Source organism: Streptomyces piniterrae, from assembly GCF_005048155.1.
GTDB lineage: Bacteria > Actinomycetota > Actinomycetes > Streptomycetales > Streptomycetaceae > Streptomyces > Streptomyces piniterrae.
The window spans coordinates 19,525-36,814 of sequence record NZ_SUMB01000017.1 but is presented as its reverse complement, the minus strand read 5'-3'; the positions used below and the strand labels follow the sequence as shown (position 1 = coordinate 36,814).

Sequence of the window (17,290 nt, the reverse complement as noted above, 5' to 3'; positions counted from 1 at the left end):
GCCGGCGCCCGCTTGGGCGGGAGCTTCGCGCGACCGGGTGGCGGCCGCGCGAAGCCGGGCTCATCCGCTCGTCATAGGTCAGGACTCGTCGCAGGTCAGGAGCTCGTCAGGATCAGGAGTGGGTGCCGAAGTCCTGGGTCCACCAAGGGCCGTTGGAGCTGAGGTTGACGCCCACACCGGTGGATTTGTAGGAGCAGTTCAGGATGTTGGCGCGGTGCCCGGGGCTCTCCATCCAGCCCTTCAGCGCCGTGGCCGGGTCCTTGGGGCTCTTGAAGATGTTCTCGGCCCAACTGCTCCACGAGAACCCGGCGTTGGTCATGCGGGTTCCGGGGTCGACGCCTTCCGGGGTGTTGTGCTCGTAGTAGTCGCGGGCGGCCATGTCGTCCGAGTGGGCCTGTGCCGCGCGCTGGATGTGGGGGTCGACGGTGAGCGGGCCGCAGCCGTGCTGTGCCCGCTGCTCGTTGACCAGGTCGACGACCTCCTGGGCGAACCGCGCGGCGGTGCCGGTCGCGGCCCGCGGCCCGGCGGGGGCGGTGGTGCGCGCCCTGGACTCGGTGCGGGAGGTGCGGGGCGCCGTGCTGCCGGCCGTCTTCGAGCCGCTCTTCGAACTGCTCTCGGGCCGGGTCTTCCGCGGCCGTTGGGGCGTGTGCCGGGTGCCCTTTCGTTCGTCGACGGAGGGGGCGGCCGACGACTTCGTGCGCTGGGCGGAGAGGGAGGCATTGCCCGGTGCGGAGGGGGCGGACGCGAGCGGCGCCGGCCGGGACTGCTCCGCCGCGAGCGCCTGGTCGGCGTCGGAGTCCGGACGTATCAGCACCAGGGAGCAGCAGCCCACGGCTATCGCGGCCGTCACCGCCAGCAGCGTCGCCTTCCGCCGGGGGCCGGGACGGCCGGCGGCTGCGCGGTGGGTTCCGCCGTTGCGCCCGGTCCGCCCGCTCCCGGCAGTGCGTCCGTGCCGGCCGCCGGACCGGGTCGCGGCGGAACGGCGGCGCGAGGCGGGCTCTCCCAGTCGGTGGCCGGTCCCGGCCGTCGTCTCGTCGCGCGGTGCCGGCCGGAGGTCGTCGTCGTAGTTCATGGTTCCGCTTCCTGTGCGGCCTGGGGCTGTGCAGCTGTGGGGGCTGCGCGGCCGTGGCCTGTCGGGGATGTGGTCCGTGCGGTCCGCCGCACAGGCGGTCCGCACAAGGGAGAGCCCGGTCGCGGTCCCGGATAACGAAAAGCACGTAGGTTTTTTTCTGTTATCCCGAGGGGTCCGGCAGGTCACCTGAGTTCGGGGGCCATGGAGGTGCACACGGATGAACGGGACCGAAGAGGCGTGAAGCGGGAAAGCGGTACGGCGACCGTCGAGGCTGCCAGGGCCGGCGACGAACAGGCCAGGGAGCAACTGGTCGCCGCGTACCTGCCACTGATCTACAACGTCGTGGGCCGGGCACTGGACGGCCATGCGGACGTCGACGACGTGGTGCAGGAGACCATGCTGCGCGTCCTGGAGTCCCTGACGGATCTACGGGAGCCGGCTTCGTTCCGTTCCTGGCTGGTGGCGATCGCCATGAACCAGGTACGGCGCCGCTGGACCGGTCACCACAAGGCGCCCGTCATCGGCCTGGACCAGGCGCCCGAACGGGCCGACCGGTCCGCCGATTTCGCGGACCTGACCATCCTGAAACTGGGGTTGTCCGGCCAGCGCCGTGAGGTGGCCGCGGCCACCCGCTGGCTGGACGAAGCGGACCGGGCCCTGCTGTCCCTGTGGTGGCTGGAGGCCGCCGGGGAGATCAGCAGAGCGGAACTCGCCGCCGCCATCGGCAGCGGGCCGCGTCATACGGCGGTCCGGGTGCAGCGGATGAAGCAGCAGCTGGCGGCCGGACGTGTCGTGGTCCGCGCGCTCGCGGGGCATCCCCCGTGCCCCGAACTCGACCGGCTGACCGCCTCCTGGGACAACGAACCGTGCGCCCTGTGGCGCAAACGCATATCCCGCCATGCGCGCCGGTGCACCAACTGCTCGGGGCACTGGAACGACCTCCTGCCCGCCGAGGGGCTGCTGGCCGGCCTCGCCCTGCTGCCACTGCCCACGCACCTCACCCCGGACGCGGTTCTGCATCCCGCCGGCGCACCCGTCGCCGCGACCGCCGCGCCCGCGTCGAGCACATCGGGTGCATCGGGTGCGTCGGGTACGTCGAGTGCACCTACGACCGGGCCGCACGGGGCCGCCAAGGGCGCCAAGGCCTCCAAGGGCGTAAAGGTCGCCGGGGCGGCGGCGGTCGCCGTTGCCGTCATCGCCGCCCTCTGGTGGTTTCCCGGCACCCCCCGGAACGAGCACAAGGCCGAGCCGAAGGCGGCACCCACCGTGGCCGCCTCCGCACCGGCACCCCGCCGCACGCCGACACCGACACCGTCGCGCACCGCCACCACCCCGCCACCCAGCCCGTCCACCCCACCGGCCGCCACCCCGTCGGCCACCCCGCCCGACCTCGAGGAACAGGCCACCGCGCTCGTCAACGCCCGCCGTGCACGGGCCGGCTGCGGTCCGCTCCGTATAGACCCGCGGCTGCACACAGCGGCCCAGCGGCACTCCGCCGACATGGCGGCCCGCGGCTACTACGCGCACGACGCACCGGACGGCACCGGCCCCGACGAGCGGATCACCGCCGCCGGCTACCCGTGGAGCAGCTGGGGCGAGAACCTCGACCGCGGTCCGGTCACGGCCGCCGCGGTGGTGGACGACTGGATGAGCGACGCCATGCACCGCGGCAACCTGCTGAACTGCCAGTACACCGCGGTCGGCATCGGCATCGTCCACGGCGCGGGCGGCCCCTGGTGGACCCAGGACCTCGCCGCCCCGCGAGACGGGCTGTAACGCGCCGCATCCGGTCGGTATCCGGTACGTATTCGGTACGTACTCAGTCCGTACTCAGTCCGTACTCAGTCCGTATTCGGTCGGTATTCGGTCGGCTCTCCGGCGTACGCGCCTCCACCGTGCCAATTGGCGCCCTGGGTCCCCAGCGAGAGGATGGAACGAGGGGGAACGCGAGTGGCAGGAGGAGAGCCATGGACGCCTACGTGACCATCGCGTACGACTACCCGGTGCTGGGCGCCTTCTGGACCGTGATGTGGATTTTCCTGTGGGTCATGTGGCTGATGGTGCTGTTCCGTGTCATCGCCGATGTCTTCCGTGACCGTAAGTTGAGCGGGTGGGCGAAGTTCGGGTGGCTCCTGTTCGTACTGCTCATCCCGTTCCTCGGTGTCCTCGTGTACGTGATCGCGCGCGGGAAGGGGATGGGCGAGCGCGAGATCCAGCACGCCAGACATCAGCAGGAGGCGTTCGATGCTTACGTCCGTGAGGCCGCCGGTAAGCCGGGGGGCGCGGACGAGCTGGCCAAGCTCTCCGAGCTGAAAGCGAAGGGCGACCTCTCCGAGGCGGAGTTCGAGCGGGCGAAGGAGAAGATCCTCAGCTGAGGCCGGCCCGAAGGCCGCCCCAACCCGGTATTCCTGGCGACATGTCCGGCATGGCGAGCGCCGGGGCCAGGGAATCTACACGGAAGCATCACAAGGTCTACGTGCTGCCTTCGGCGGGTGTCGTTAGCGTTCTGAATCGCTCGATCCCGCGTGCGAACGCGGACAGGTACGTGATCAGGTCGCCGGTGTCGCCTGGCGGCGCAGTCAGCAGAGAAAGATCGCAGATGGACTACTGCTCGTCGTGCCGCCGGAATCTCAACGGGGCGCTGATGTGCCCGGGGTGCGGCGCCTACGCACCGGACATAGCGCCGCCCGCCCCCCGTCAGCCCGACGCGGCGGCCGCCGCCGCGACGCCGTGGGACACGCCGTGGGACCCCTGGGGCACGGCGGAGATGCCCGCGTCCCCGGACGCGGTGGCGGACGCGCCGGTCGAGGATCATCTGCCGGTCGAGGCCCCGTCCGTCGGCGCCGGCAGCGCCGCACCCACCGGGCAGGGCCGGGCGGCCCGGCGCCGGCAGCTGGCGCGTTGGAAGAAGCACAAGCGCCGGGCCGTGGCCGCGACCGCCTTCGCCATCGCCGGCGGCGCGCTGACCGTCGCCCTGCTGCCCAACAAGCCCTCCACCAGCCAGACGCACGCCGCCGCGGCACCGGACCCGGAGGCCGCGGGCGCGCCTCGCACGGAGAACACCGCCGCGTCGTCGGAGCAGCCGGACTCCCGGGCCTCGCGGCACACGAACTCCCGCCCGCCCGTGAAGGCCGACCGGCAGCAGAACACCGGCGTCGCCGCGCCTCGCACCGCGACGCCGAGCCAGCGGCCGACTGTCGCCGCCCACCCCGCCGCGACCGCGAGCGCGACTCCGTACGCAGCGCCCGTGTCGGGCAAGGGGACGCAGGCCGACGATGGCGGCGCCGCGGCACCGGAGACGACCGCGGCCGCGCCCCGCGAAGACTCCGGCGACGGCGGCAGCACGTCACAGACGAGCCCGGCACCCTCGACGCCGGAGTCCGAGCCGACATCGCCTACGCAGGTGTGTCTGCTGGGAGTCGTGTGCGTCGACTGACGGCCGGGCGGAGCCGGCTCGGTGGGCCCCTAGGGGAGATCCCCTAGGGGGTGGCAGCGCCCCAGGCCAATGCCTACCCAGGGGCGGGCGGGCGGAGACACTCGAGACCGCCCGAGACCGCCCGAGACGCCCGAGACCGCGGGCAGAGGCGCCCGAGTCACCCCGAGGCACCGAGCCACCCCGACGTACCGAAACGCCCCGAGGCACCGAGACACCCCGACGCACCGAAACCCCCCGACGTGCCGAAACGCCCCGAGGCGCCGAGCCACCCCGGGACACCGGGGCTCCGGACATTCGAGGCTGATATCAACGAGGAGGCCGAGACCCGTTCGTACGCACTTCGAAGCCCGGCTGCACAGACTCGGTCGGTGGTGGGCCCTCGACATCCCGGAACTCGCCATCCAGACCCAGTGCCGCACGCTCGACGAGGCCGAGGACATGGCGCGCGACGCCATCGGTGAAACGCTCGGCATCCGGCCGGAGACGGTCGGCCTGGAGCTGGTGGTGCCGGAGGTCGCGCCGCTGTTGGACGAGGTGCTGGAGGCGCGCAGGCAGCGCGCCGCTGCCGATGCCGCGGAGCGGCAGGCACTCGCCGAGGCCGCTCGCACGCTGTCCGAGGACCTGCGTCTGAGCCAGGGCGACGCCAGCCGGCTGCTCGGTGTCTCCCAGCAGGAGATGTCCCAGCTCAGCCGGGCCGCCCGCGGCTCCGCCGACGCCCGTCCGCGGCTCCTCGGCCCGCCCAACAGCAGCGGTACGACGCGCCCGAAGCGGCAACGGAAGGCGCCATCGCCCCGCCCGCGCTGGGCACTTGCGGAGGACGACGTCTGAAGGCGTGAGGGGCGCGTCTCACCCGATGCCCGATATCAGGCATCGGCGGCACGTGCGTAACTCCGACCCGGTCTCTCCACCGTCCGGGCCGGGTGGCAGCATGACGGGCTGTGTCCGCAGGGTCGATGTCGAGATGGGTGCGCGCCGCGATTTTCGCCGCGGTGTGCGTCGCGCTTTCCGCGGCCGGCCATGTCGTCATGTCCGGTACCGATGTCACGCCGTGGGCGCTGGCCGCCGCGTTCCTCGTCACGGGCACCGCGGCGTGGGCGGCGGCACGCCGTGAGCGCGGCCCCGTCGCGATCGTCGGCGGGCTGCTGGTCGTACAGACCGCGCTGCACAACCTCTTCGCCTGGGCACAGCGGTACACCGCGCCATCGGACATGACGGGTGCGGACGCTCAGGCACGGTGGATCGAGCGGCTGGTGTGCGGTGCGCCGCACGGCTCGGCCACCGGTGAGAGCGGGGCGTCGGCCGCCCGGCTGCTGCGCGATGCGGGCATGGACGCGGCGATGGCGGGACATCCGGCGGAGATGATGTCCGGTCACGGTTCCGCGATGGCGCACGGCTCCGCCGCGATGCACGCGGGTCACAGCGCCCTCGGGATGATGGCCGCGCATGCGCTGGCCGCCGTGGTGTGCGGGCTGTGGCTGTGGCGCGGTGAGGCGGCCGCCTTCCGGCTGCTGCGCTGCCTGGCCGTTCTGGCCGTCGGGGCGCTCGGATTCCTGATCTGCTGGTTCGTGCCCGTACGGCAGGCCGGCCCGGAGATCGTGTCCCGTACGGAGCCGCTCGTCGCCCGGCTGCGGGAGACGGTGCTGTGCCATGTGCTGTCGCGGCGCGGGCCGCCGCAGGGGCTGCCGGCGTACTGCTGAGTGCGAGTGAGTGCGTGCGTGCGAGCGCACGAGTGCGAGCCAACACGCCCGCGTACGCCGGAAAAGGACTGAGCAGCCGAGTGGCAGTCGCAGGCCCCTGAACAGGGTCGCGGCGAGCTCTCTCCTGCCCTCGTTCCTTGTCTCCCCTGTCTTTACGGCCGTGGCCCAGCCTCCCCGCCGTCCCGCCACGGGATGCGCCGGAGGTGCCGATCACCGGGCGACGGCCGTCCGTCCGCCGTGCCCTGCCGCTTTGTCGGCACCGGGTGCGGCCGTGCACCGAGGACTCATCCGCGATGACACGTTTTCTCCTTCGGCATGCCGTCGATGCGGCGGCATGTCGCCGCTCCTCAGTCACCAACACCGCGTTCACCACCACCGCGTTCACCACCACCACGTTCACCACCACCGCGTTCACCGTTTCCGGACACTGGGCGGCGCGCCATGGACGATGAGCAGGTGACCGCTCTGGCCATGGCCGCGCGCGAGGGTTCGGCGTCGGACGTGGAGGCCTTCGTACGGGCCACGCAGCGGGACGTCTGGCGGTTTGTCGCCCATCTCACCGATCCGCAGTCGGCGGACGATCTCGCGCAGGAAACCTTCCTGCGCGCGCTCGGCAGCCTGCCCCGCTTCGCCGGCCGCTCCTCCGCCCGTACCTGGCTGCTGTCGATAGCCCGCCGGGTGGTCGTGGACCGGTACCGTTCCGCCTCCGCCAGGCCGAAAAAGGCAGATGTGGAGGACTGGCAGACGATCGTGGAACGGCGCCAGCCGCACGGCCTGCCGGGCTTCGAGGAGCGGGTGGCCCTCGACGAACTGCTCGCGGGAGTCCCGGCGCAGCGGCGGGAGGCGTTCGTCCTCACCCAGGTCGTCGGCCTGCCGTACGCGGAGGCCGCGCGGGTCGCGGGCTGCCCGGTGGGAACGGTGCGCTCGCGCGTCGCACGGGCGCGGACGCAGCTGATCACGATGCTGCGGGAGGCGGAGTCGCTGAGCCTGGCCTAGGCCGGCGTGGTTGCTCGCCGTCCGCTGCGCTTTGCCCAGGCCAGGCGCAGCGGACGGGCTACTCCGTGTCCCAGGTGACGGGGAGGCTGTGCACTCCGTAGATGTTCATGTCGGCGCGGAGCGGGACGTCCTCGGGTGGGACCGCGAGCCGGAGTGTCGGGAAGCGGGTGGCCAGCGCCGGGAAGGCGATCTGCATCTCGACGCGGGCCAGTTGCTGGCCCAGGCACTGGTGGGGGCCGTGCCCGAAGGCCACATGGCCGGTGGCCTTGCGGTGCAGGTCGAGGCGGTCGGGCTCGGGGAACTTCGCCGGGTCGCGGTTGGCGGCCTGGAAGGAGAGGAGGACGGTCTCACCGGCCTTGATCGTCCGGCCGTCTATCTCGACATCCTCCAGCGCGGACCGCAGTGTGGGGTCGGCGACGGTCAGATAGCGCATCAGCTCCTCGACGGCGCCGTCGGCCAGGCCCGGATCGTCGCGCAGGGCGGCGAACTGGTCCGGGTTGCTCAGCAGGGCGAAGGTGCCGAGCCCGAGCATGTTGGCGGTGGTGTCGAAACCGGCGGCCAGCAGGAACACCCCGACGCCGGAGAGCTCTTCGTCGGTGAGGTCGCTGCTGGTCAGGTCGCTGAGCAGGTCGTCGGTGGGCTCGGCGCGCTTGGCCAGGACCAGCCCCTGGAGATACTCCGTCAACGAGGTCACGGCGGTGCCGCGCTCCTCCTCCGACGCCGCTTGGTTGAAGAGCGTCGTCACATGGCCCTCGAAGATGTCCCGGTCCGCGTAGGGCACACCGAGGAGTTCACAGATCATCAGCGCCGGGATGGGCTGGGCGAAGGCCTTCACCAGGTCCACCGGTCCCCCCTGGCGCTCCATGGCGTCCAGGCACTCGGTGGTGAACTGTTCGACGCGCTCGGCCAGTTGCCGCATCCGGCGGACGGTGAACTTGCCCATGAGCAGCCGCCGGTAGCGGGTGTGCTCGGGGGCGTCGAGGCCGAGGAATTCGCCGGGCGGCGCCGGGGGAATCTCGCCCACGTCGGCGAGCGGGTAGTGCAGCAGCTCGTATCGCGCGCTGAAGCGGGGGTCGGCCATGATCGCGCGGACCACGGAGTGGCCGGTGGCCAGCCAGCCCGTGTGGCCGTCGGGGAAGCTGAGCCGGCGCAGCGGCTGTTCCTCGCGCAGCGTTGCCAGCTCGGCGGGCGGGTCGAAGGGGCAGCCTTCGGGGCGGGTGGTCGGCATGGTTACCGGCTCGGTGGAGTCGGTCGGCAGTTCGTGTTGCATGGTGTCCTCCGGTGTGAAGTGACGTGCAAGGAACAGAGAGTGACCTGGTGTGTGCGGAGAAGTGGCTTGTGCGGGGGGGGGGTGCGTCGGGGCTGCGCGGGAAATGCCGGGGAGTAGGTGGACCGGGTGGACCGGGTGGACCGGGTGGGCCCGTTACCGCTTTGCGTCGCGGTTGAAGGCCGAGCGGGCCCAGAGGTAGCCGACCAGGCTGAGGCCGACGCACCAGGCGACGGCGACGATCCCGTTGTTGCCGATCTCGGTGCCCATCAGCAGGCCGCGCAGCGTCTCGATGACGGGTGTGAAGGGCTGGTACTCGGCGAACCAGCGCAGCCCGGCGGGCATCGACTCGGGCGGGACGATGGCGCTGCCGAGGAAGGGCAGGAAGGTCAGCGGCATGGGCATGTTGCTGGCGGTCTCGACGTTCTTGGCGATCAGGCCCATGGCGGCGGCCAGCCAGGTCAGCGCCAGGACGAGCAGCACCAGGACACCGGTGATCGCGAGCCATTCCACGGGGGTGGCGCTGGGCCGGAAGCCCATCAGCAGGGCGACGCCCAGGACGAGCGCGATGCTGACCAGCGTCTGGATGACGCTGCCGACGACATGCCCGGTCAGGAACGAGGCGCGGGAGATCGACATCGTCCGGAAGCGGTTGACGATGCCCTCGGTCATGTCGGAGCAGACGCTGATGGCGGTGGACAGGGCCCCGGAGGTCGCGGCCATCAGGATGATGCCGGGCGCGATGTAGTCGATGTACTCGCCGCCGCCGGTGGGCGCCCCGCCGATGCCGGTGCCCAGGGCGCCGCCGAAGACATAGTTGAACAGCAGCAGCATCACCAGCGGCATCGCGACGACCGAGACCGTCATGCTCGGGTAGCGCAGTGCGCGCTTCAGGTTGCGCCGCAGCATCGTCATCGAATCCCTGGCGGCGTAGGACATGGTGCTCATCGGGCGTTCTCCAGCTGGGAGTTGGTGCCGGCGCCCGACTGGGCCTGGCCGGTGAGGGTGAGGAAGACGTCGTCGAGGTCGGGGGTGTGCACCGTGAGGGACTCGGCCTTCACCGACGCGTTGTCGAGGACGTCCAGGACGGCGCGCAGGGTGGGGATGCTGCCGTCGCTGGGGATCTGCAGGGTGAGTTCTTCGCTGTCGCGTGCGGCGGAACCGAAGAGGTCAGCGGCCGTTTCGAGGCCGTTCGCGTCGCCGAACCGGAGGCGGATGTGGCCGCCGGGGATGAGGCGCTTCAGCTCGTCCGCGGTGCCCTCGGCGACCAGCTTGCCGTGGTCGAGTACGGCGATGCGGTCGGCGAGTTGGTCGGCTTCTTCCAGGTACTGGGTGGTCAGGAAGATCGTGACGCCCTCGTCGGCGACCAGGCCGCGGATGATCTCCCACATCGTGCGGCGGCTGCGCGGGTCCAGGCCGGTGGTCGGCTCGTCGAGGAAGATGATGCGCGGGTCGCCGACCAGGGTCATCGCGAGGTCGAGCTTGCGCCGCATACCGCCGGAGAAGGTGGTGACGGGCCGCTTGGCCGCGTCGGTGAGCTCGAAGCGGCGCAGCAGCTCGGCGGAGCGCCGCCGGCCGTCGCGGCGCGACAGATGCTGGAGGTCCGACATCAGCATCAGGTTCTCGTGGGCGGTCAGCAGGTTGTCCACGGCCGCGAACTGGCCGGTGACGCCGATCGCGCCGCGTACGGCGTCGACCTCGCCGGTCAGGTCGTGGCCCGCGATCCGTGCCTGGCCGGCGTTCGCGGAGATGAGCGTGGAGAGGATCTGCACGGTGGTGGTCTTGCCGGCGCCGTTGGGGCCGAGCAGCGCGAAGATCGTGCCCTCGGGGATGTGCAGGTCGATGCCGTCGAGCACCTTCTTGTCGCCGTAGGACTTGGACAGCCCGGTGGCGGTGATCGCCGGCGCGGCGGTCGGCGTATTAGGCATGGTCATGACACTCCTCGGAGAGTGCTGTGGGGTGTGGTTTGGTGTGCGAGGAGCGGCGGATCGCGTGGCCGGGAGCCGCCGCTGAGGTGGTCAGGTCAGGTGGTCGGGTGGTCAGGCGCGGCGGATGGTGATGTTGCCGACGCCGGTGTTGGCGCGTACCTCGACCTTGTTGGCGGCGTCGCCGGGGCCCTCGGACTCCCCGAGGGAGTTGTGCACACGGCCGACCCGGGTGTGGACGTCGAGCCAGGCGGCGGTCGACTTGCGGATGCCGACCTCCAGATCGCCGATGGCGGCCTGCAGCGTGACCTGACCGCGCATCACATCGCCGATCCTGATGTCACCGTTGGCGGACTTGGCGTCGACCGAGGCATGCGCGGTGTCCACGGAAATGGCGCCGTTGGACACCTTGACCGTCAGGTCGCCGGTGATCTCGCCGATCACGGTCTCCCCGTTGCCGTTCTGGACGCTCGCCGCGCCCGCGACCTCACCGATCTCGACCCGGCCCGCCCCGACGAGCTCGGCGTCTCCCGTCACGCGGTCCACGCCGATGCGGCCGTGGCCGGTCCGCAGATCGACGGCTGCCGCCTCATCGACCTGGATGGCGCCGACCGAGGTCTTGAGCCGGCACTGCCCCAGGCGGCCTTCGCAGAGGAAGTCCGCCATGGGAGCCGCCAGCCGCGTCCCCGCTGACGACACGCTCAGGACGTCGGAGTCGGTCGGCAGCTCGACGGTCACGTCGATCGAGCCGCTCTTACCGAACAGGGAGCGCTTCTTGGACCCCTTGACCAGCAACTCGCCGCCCGAGCAGGTCACTTTGGTCTGCTCCGCGGCCCGTACGTCGGCCTCGTCGGCGTCATTGCTCGGCACCACCTCGACGACCGTGTCGGTGCGGTTGCTCGCGATGATCCGGACCGAGCCGCAGTCGAATTCGAGGGTGGCGACGATCGGTTCGGGCGTGTCGAAACTTGGCATGGCTGTCCCGTCCTCCTGGCTATGTCTGCGTTCCCGCCGGTCAGGCGGGTGAGTGGATAAGTGGGTGTGTGGTGCCGGGCTAGCGGACCCAGCCCGTGAAGCCCTGCTGCCCGCGGGCCCGGCGGCCGGCCGCCGGGCGAGCCCGCTCACCGGGCTGCTCCAGCGCAGTGGCAACCGCCCGCACCAGCCAGGCATTGGCCGACAGGCCCTCCTGGCCGGCGACCTCCTCGACCCGGGCCTTGAGATGAGCCGGAAGCCGGAAGTTGATACGCGCGGTGCCGCCCTCCTCGGCATCCGCCACAGGCACAGGCGCCGGCACAGGCGTCGGGGCGCTCTCGGGCTCCCCGGCCTCCTCCTCGAACGCCTCGTACCCCGGCGGCGGTGTCACCACGAACTCCGGATCCAGCCCGCGCAGCCGTACGTCGACCGAGCCCGGCACCAGATCACGGGTGACCTCACCCATCGCGGCGGACAGCGCGTTCAGCAAGGTCAGCCGGGCGGCCGACTCCAAAGGCGCGGTCAGCCGCTCGGCCAGGGCACGGGCTTCGTCCCCACCGGCATCCGCGGCGACCGCGAGCTCATGCCGGAGGTTGTCGACGTAGGGCGTCAGATCCATGGCACTACCGTAACGCCATGATGGCGCCATCGCAAGCCATCGTGGCGTCGAAGTGGCACCTACGGCGCCATGGTGGCACCACGCTGCGCGCCATCGCGCATCTCGCTGGCGCCACGCGCCCCGGAGACCTCGCCGACACCGGCGCGATCGTGCAGCTCAGCGGCGCGTTCCGCGGACGCCCTTCGGATACGTGCGGCCAGCGCCTGCGCGCCGATGGCGAGCGTGACCCCCAGCAGCAGGACGTAGAAGACGCCGATCTTGTCCAGGTCGTCGAGGAAGAACCAGACCGAGGTCAGTCCGGTGAACCAGCACGCCACCAGCGCGAACCCGCCCCCGCGCTCGTCCCGGTACCCGGCGGCGAAGCACAGGGCGGCGACGGCGCCCAGGACCAGGGCGACGATGACATAGCGGGTGTCCCAGCCGACGTACCCGCGGGCCAGCTCCGACCACGCGGCCACCGCCTCCGCCACCGGCCCCCACGCCACCGCACACGCGAGCCGCGCCGACCACAGGAGGAACACCGCCCCCGCGATGCCGGCGAGCAGCGCGACCCGGGAGAACTGGCCGACCTCGATCATGTCGGACCGGGAAACCATCACCGAGAGAAAGCAGCCGAGCAGCGCGACGGCACCCTCGGCGGTCGGCCGGAACACCACGCGCGCCGGTCCCCGACGGGCGGGCTTCGGGGCTCGCTCCCTCCCGGAAGGCGCCGGGGAGTCGGGAGAGTCGGGAGAGTCGGCCGCCATGGGGGTGATCGCCCCCGCGGCGGGGTCGAGCGTGGTGGGGGTACGCACCGGGGCCGCCGGTGCGGCGGCCCGGGAGGCCGCGTCGAGCGCCGTCCTCATCGCGGAGGCGTCCGGGAAGCGGTCCGCCCGGCTCTTGCGCAGCGCCCGTGCGATCACCTCGTCCAGCGCGGGCGGCAGCTCCGGGCGGAGCCGCGAGGGCGGCACCGGTTCCGCCGCCAGGTGCTGGTGCATCACGGAGAACGGCGAGTCCCCGGTGTACGGGGGACGGCCGGTGAGCAGCTCGTACAGCAGACAGCCCACGGCGTACAGGTCCGTACGGTGGTCGGTCTCGGCTCCGTTGATCTGCTCGGGGGCGAGATAGGCGGGAGTGCCGACCGCCACGCCCGTTCCGGTCAGCCGGGTGGCCACCTCGCTGAGCGCCTTCGCGATGCCGAAGTCGACGACCTTGACCGTGCCGGTGCCGGTGAGCATGACGTTCGCGGGCTTGATGTCGCGGTGCACGATGGCGTGCCGGTGGCTGTGCTCCAGGGCCTCCAGCACCTGGCCCACGATGTCGACGGCCTGCGCCACCGGGAGCGTGCCGTCGCCGAGGACCTGGCTGAGGGTCCGGCCCGCCACGTACTCCATCACCAGATAGGGCTCGGCGGCACCGCCCGCGGCGTCCTCGCCCACGTCATGAACGGTGGCCACGCCGGGGTGGTTGAGCGCGGCGGCGGCATGCGCCTCGCGCTGGAACCGCGCCAGGAACTCGGGCTGCAGCGCCAGCTCGGCGGAGAGCGTCTTCACGGCGACGGTGCGGCGCAACCGGCGGTCGACGGCCCGATAGACCGTGCCCATACCGCCGTGCCCGAGCTGCTCCACCAGCTCGTAGCGCTGCCCCAAAATCCTGTGCTCCACCGGGCTCCTCCACGGACCGCCACCGCCAACACGCCGGAAGACGTCGTGGGGCGCGGGCGGGTTCCCCCGGGTGACCCACGCAACCGGCCGGTCACTCGCCGCCGTACAGCCTGTCCGCGTCGATCAGGAGGACCTCGTTCCTGGCCGCCGCCGCGTGGAGTTCCGGGGTGAAGCCGGTCGCGCTGTAGCAGGCCGGGAGGGCCTGGCTGGTGTCCTCGCCGGAGGCGGCGAGGACGGAGCGGATATGGCGCAGATGGTCCAGGTGATCGGCGCCCATGGTCTCGTTCCAGCGGGCGAGTCCGAGCGACAGCAGGACCCCGGGCCGGCCGTCGGTCATGCCGCGTACCGCCACGTCGACATCGAGCCTGGTGTGCCGCGCGGGATCGGGGACGGTGCCGCGTACGGCCTCTTCGGGGGCGCCGCCGAAGGTGTCCGGGGCGGCGAACCCGAGGACCCAGTTCCGGCACAGCTGGGCGAAGTGCGGTGCGACCACGGCGGCGTCGAAGACGCGGCGGGCCCGGCGCCAGGCCTCGGCGACGTCCTCCTGCTCCAGTGCGACGCGGTGCGGCCAGGCGACGGCGTGCTCGAAGGCCAGCAGCGGCTCCGCGATGCGATAGCGCGTCAGGCCCGGCCGGAAGGCGTCCGGCTCGCCGTGCAGCAGACCGCGGTTCTGCATCACCACCAGGACATGGGACACGTCGTTCAGCGAGCCCGCGACGCAATCGGTGATCTCGCCGCGGGTGGCGCAGCCGGACGCGATCGCGACCAGCACCGAGTGGCACAGCGCCCGGTCCGCGTGGTCCGCCTCCTCCTCCAGCAGATGGCGCGCCTCCCAGAAGAGGGGCACCCGCGGATTGAGGGCGGTCCGGCACACCCAGGCGTCGAAGTCGTCAGGGCCGGCGGGCGCGTCGTCGCACACGAAGTCGCCCCGGTAGGCGGGAGTTCCGCCCACGACGGCGTGCACCTGCACCGCGAGCCGGGGGTCGTCGATGCCCCAGAACCGGGCCGCCGTCCGGAAGTCGAAGGGCCGCACCGCGAGTTCCAGACCGGCGAGGTCGTGCAGCGAGGAAGGGCCGGAGAAGAGTCGGGTCACGATGGAGGGGATGCCGCCGCTGAGGATCAGCCGGGTGCGGTTCTCCGGTCGCTCCGTGCGCAGCCGGCGGTAGGCGCTGTGGATGACGGCGGGGAGCGCGGGGCTCTGGCCGACGAGGTCGGGGAAGTCGTCGATGACCACGGGGACCGGGCCCTCGTCGCCGAGCGCCAGCAGCGCGTCGAGGGCGTCCTCCCAGCGGTGCCAGCGGGGTGGCTGCGGCGCCCGGGTGTGTTCGGCGAGGCGGTCGGCGAGGCGGCGCAGCGACTCGGCCTCGGCCGCGGCTTGGCCGTCGAAGTAGAAACCGCCGGTGGCCTTGACCATCGCCTCCAGCAGATAGGTCTTGCCGTACCGGCGCTGTCCCGAGACGAGGCCGAGCGTGGCGCCCCGGCGGGTGTCGCACACGAAGCGCAGCAGGTCGTCCCACTCGGCCTCCCGGTCGAACATCCGGTCCGGCGGGGCCGGGCGGTCGGCGGCATCCGAGGGCGACACGGACCGCTCCCCTCGCTCGGTGGCCACTACTTGTGTGCGTTGAGTTCTGCGCGTCGGGTTCTGTGGGTCGAGTGGTGTGCGTCAAGTACACCGCCGGTGATCGGCGCGCGCCGGTCCGGTGGTCCGTCCGGGGCATGTCCTCCCGCGTGGTCCCGCTCGGCCCTACCCGCGGGCCGGCCGGGCGGTGCACGCTCGTGACTACGCCGTCGGCACACCGCGGGCACGCGGTGCGGAGGCAGGCGTACGGACGGGAGACCCGCTGCCGCGAAGGGATGGCCGGCGATGAGGCATCGCAGCGTTGCCGATCTGATGACGCCGAACGCCGTGGTCGTCCAGCCCGGCACCACGTTCAAGGAGATCACCCGGCTGCTCGACGAATACGGCATCACCGCCGTGCCGGTCGTCGACGAGGACGAGCGGACGGTGGGTGTGGTGTCCGAAGCGGATCTGCTGCGCAGGCATACCGGGGAGCGGGGGCCCAGCACCGCCGAAGCGCTGATGTCGAGCCCGGCCATCGTGGCCCGGCCCGAGTGGAGCGCGGTCCGGGCGGCGCGGACCATGGAGGAGAAGAAGATCAAGCGGCTGCCGGTGGTCGACGACTCCGGCCGGCTCATCGGAGTGATCAGCCGCCGTGACCTGATGCAGCTGTTCCTGCGGCGTGACCGGGCGATCCAGGAGGAGATCCTGGAGGACATCCTGATCGGCACCCTGGGGCTGGCGCCGTCCGCCCTCACCGTCGATGTCGCCGACGGCACGGTGACGATCAGCGGCACGGTGGAGCGCAGCAGCCTGATCCCCATCGTGGAGCGGCTCTGCGCCAGCGTGGACGGGGTGGTGCAGGTCGTCAACCGGCTCGGGTCCACTCGCGGCGACACGGACGAAGCGAACGAAGCGGATGACACGGGCGAAGCGGCACCAGGGACCTGAAGCGGCACCGGGGCCCTGAAGCGGCACCCGGGCCCTCATGACGGCCTCAGCACGAGCGCGTCGCCCTCCGGCCCGGGATCGATGTGCGAGGCGAACCCGGAGCCGATCCGGTCCAGGAGCGCGCGCATCCACAGCACGTCCTCGTGCGACGCGTGCCGCAGCCGCATCCGCCACGCCTGCAACGTCGTGATCCGCAGGTCGGCGAGGCGGCCGGTGTCCGGCTCCAGCGAGACGAGATAGAGCAGCCGCAGGTCGTCGCGGTACTGCTCATAGCCGGTGATGCCCTCGTAGTCGTCGATGAAGTCGCCGCACCCGTAGAGGATGAGCTTTCCCCGGTACGCCTCCAGGGGGCGGGCATGGTGCGAGGAGTGCCCGTGCACCACGTCCACTCCGCCGTCGATCAGCGCACGTGCGAAGGCGACCTGGTCACGGGGCACCTCGTAGCCCCAGTTGGAACCCCAGTGGACCGAGGCCACCGCGATGTCGCCCGGTCGTTTCACCTCGCGTACGCGGCCGACGATCCCGGCCGCGGCGCTGTCCGACGGCCTGGCCACGTAGTCGACCCCGCCCCGGTCGGCGGTCGCGGCCCAGGAGCCCGGAATGCCGCTGGACGGCATGCCGAAGGAGAGGACCACGACCCGGCGGCCGCCCTCGACGGGGACGATCGCCGGCCGGGCCGCCGCGTCCGCGTCCCGGCCCGCGCCGGCCGTCCGCAGCCCCGCGCCCGCCAGGGTGTCCAGCGTCTCGTCCAGTCCGCGGTGGCCGAAGTCCAGGACATGGTTGTTGGCCAGCACGCAGACGTCGGGGCGGGCGGCGGCCAGGCAGCGGACGTTCCCGGGGTGCATCCGGTAGTGGACTTCCTTGCCCGGAGCGAAGGTTCCGTCCGCGGTGACGCTGGTCTCCAGATTGATCACCCGGGCGGCGGGCGCGACGTCGTCGAGCACCCGCAGCGCGTCCCCCCAGGGCCAGGAGAAGTCGACCGGGCGGGGGATGGGGCCGTTGGCGGCCTCGGCCAGCGCGACGTAGTCGAGGGCGTCGCGGACGTACCACTCCCGCAGCGCGGGGTCGCCGGGGTTCGGGAGGATCTGGTCGACGCCGCGGCCGAGCATCACATCACCGCAGAGGAACACGGTGATCAAGTCACCGCCCATTCC

Annotated in this window: 17 protein-coding genes; 8 read left to right on the top strand and 9 right to left on the bottom strand. The window is 71.9% G+C overall.

Going from position 1 to position 17,290, the window contains the following annotated elements; translation table 11 throughout:
- Positions 1-112: 112 nt before the first annotated feature.
- On the bottom strand, positions 113-1,072 hold the full coding sequence (locus FCH28_RS39580) for a CAP domain-containing protein (RefSeq protein WP_246103476.1): 960 nt from the start codon (positions 1,070-1,072) through the stop codon (positions 113-115).
- A gap of 237 nt (positions 1,073-1,309) precedes the next feature.
- Here FCH28_RS39580 and FCH28_RS34965 point away from each other — a divergent pair, with 237 nt between their 5' ends.
- The 7 genes from FCH28_RS34965 (at position 1,310) to FCH28_RS34940 (ending at position 7,201) form a co-directional block, all read left to right on the top strand.
- Positions 1,310-2,848, top strand: coding sequence for a sigma-70 family RNA polymerase sigma factor (locus tag FCH28_RS34965; protein ID WP_136744395.1), 1,539 nt, complete (start codon positions 1,310-1,312; stop codon positions 2,846-2,848).
- Positions 2,849-3,039: 191 nt separating this feature from the next.
- Entirely contained in the window at positions 3,040-3,447 is a 408-nt protein-coding gene (locus tag FCH28_RS34960; RefSeq protein WP_136744393.1) for an SHOCT domain-containing protein, read from the top strand.
- A gap of 224 nt (positions 3,448-3,671) precedes the next feature.
- Positions 3,672-4,508, top strand: coding sequence for an SCO2400 family protein (locus FCH28_RS34955; protein WP_136744391.1), 837 nt, complete (start codon positions 3,672-3,674; stop codon positions 4,506-4,508).
- A gap of 438 nt (positions 4,509-4,946) precedes the next feature.
- The gene (locus tag FCH28_RS34950; RefSeq protein ID WP_136744389.1) at positions 4,947-5,336 is read left to right on the top strand and encodes a hypothetical protein; all 390 of its coding nucleotides are present in this window, start codon (positions 4,947-4,949) and stop codon (positions 5,334-5,336) included.
- Positions 5,337-5,461: 125 nt separating this feature from the next.
- Positions 5,462-6,205: a hypothetical protein gene (locus tag FCH28_RS34945; RefSeq protein WP_169314331.1), complete on the top strand. Its 744-nt coding sequence runs from the start codon at positions 5,462-5,464 to the stop codon at positions 6,203-6,205.
- A 293-nt stretch (positions 6,206-6,498) separates the two neighbouring features.
- Positions 6,499-6,657, top strand: a complete 159-nt coding sequence (locus FCH28_RS39575; protein WP_246103487.1) for a hypothetical protein — start codon at positions 6,499-6,501, stop codon at positions 6,655-6,657.
- The gene (locus FCH28_RS34940) at positions 6,647-7,201 is read left to right on the top strand and encodes a sigma-70 family RNA polymerase sigma factor (RefSeq protein ID WP_136744386.1); all 555 of its coding nucleotides are present in this window, start codon (positions 6,647-6,649) and stop codon (positions 7,199-7,201) included. The genes FCH28_RS39575 and FCH28_RS34940 overlap by 11 nt, the downstream gene beginning before the upstream one ends.
- Positions 7,202-7,259: 58 nt before the next feature.
- On the opposite strand, the gene FCH28_RS34935 is transcribed toward FCH28_RS34940, so the two are convergent.
- The 7 genes from FCH28_RS34935 to FCH28_RS34905 form a co-directional block, all read right to left on the bottom strand.
- Positions 7,260-8,471 (bottom strand): cytochrome P450, encoded by a 1,212-nt coding sequence (locus FCH28_RS34935; RefSeq protein WP_136744384.1) that lies wholly within the window; start codon positions 8,469-8,471, stop codon positions 7,260-7,262.
- Between the two features lie 153 nt (positions 8,472-8,624).
- Positions 8,625-9,416 (bottom strand): ABC transporter permease, encoded by a 792-nt coding sequence (locus tag FCH28_RS34930; RefSeq protein WP_136744382.1) that lies wholly within the window; start codon positions 9,414-9,416, stop codon positions 8,625-8,627.
- Entirely contained in the window at positions 9,413-10,402 is a 990-nt protein-coding gene (locus tag FCH28_RS34925) for an ATP-binding cassette domain-containing protein (protein WP_136744380.1), read from the bottom strand. Before FCH28_RS34925 ends, FCH28_RS34930 begins: the two co-directional genes overlap by 4 nt.
- A 105-nt stretch (positions 10,403-10,507) precedes the next feature.
- On the bottom strand, positions 10,508-11,368 hold the full coding sequence (locus tag FCH28_RS34920) for a DUF4097 family beta strand repeat-containing protein (protein WP_136744378.1): 861 nt from the start codon (positions 11,366-11,368) through the stop codon (positions 10,508-10,510).
- 79 nt (positions 11,369-11,447) lie between these two features.
- Positions 11,448-11,984: a hypothetical protein gene (locus tag FCH28_RS34915; RefSeq protein WP_136744375.1), complete on the bottom strand. Its 537-nt coding sequence runs from the start codon at positions 11,982-11,984 to the stop codon at positions 11,448-11,450.
- A gap of 59 nt (positions 11,985-12,043) precedes the next feature.
- Entirely contained in the window at positions 12,044-13,627 is a 1,584-nt protein-coding gene (locus FCH28_RS34910; RefSeq protein ID WP_136744374.1) for a protein kinase domain-containing protein, read from the bottom strand.
- Between the two features lie 91 nt (positions 13,628-13,718).
- Positions 13,719-15,209, bottom strand: a complete 1,491-nt coding sequence (locus tag FCH28_RS34905; RefSeq protein ID WP_136744372.1) for an AAA family ATPase — start codon at positions 15,207-15,209, stop codon at positions 13,719-13,721.
- 282 nt (positions 15,210-15,491) lie between these two features.
- On the opposite strand from FCH28_RS34905, the gene FCH28_RS34900 reads away from it, so the two are divergent.
- The gene (locus tag FCH28_RS34900; protein ID WP_136744370.1) at positions 15,492-16,136 is read left to right on the top strand and encodes a CBS domain-containing protein; all 645 of its coding nucleotides are present in this window, start codon (positions 15,492-15,494) and stop codon (positions 16,134-16,136) included.
- Positions 16,137-16,171: 35 nt separating this feature from the next.
- Here FCH28_RS34900 and FCH28_RS34895 read toward each other — a convergent pair whose 3' ends face one another.
- Positions 16,172-17,287, bottom strand: coding sequence for a CapA family protein (locus FCH28_RS34895; protein WP_136744368.1), 1,116 nt, complete (start codon positions 17,285-17,287; stop codon positions 16,172-16,174).
- Positions 17,288-17,290 lie beyond the last annotated feature (3 nt).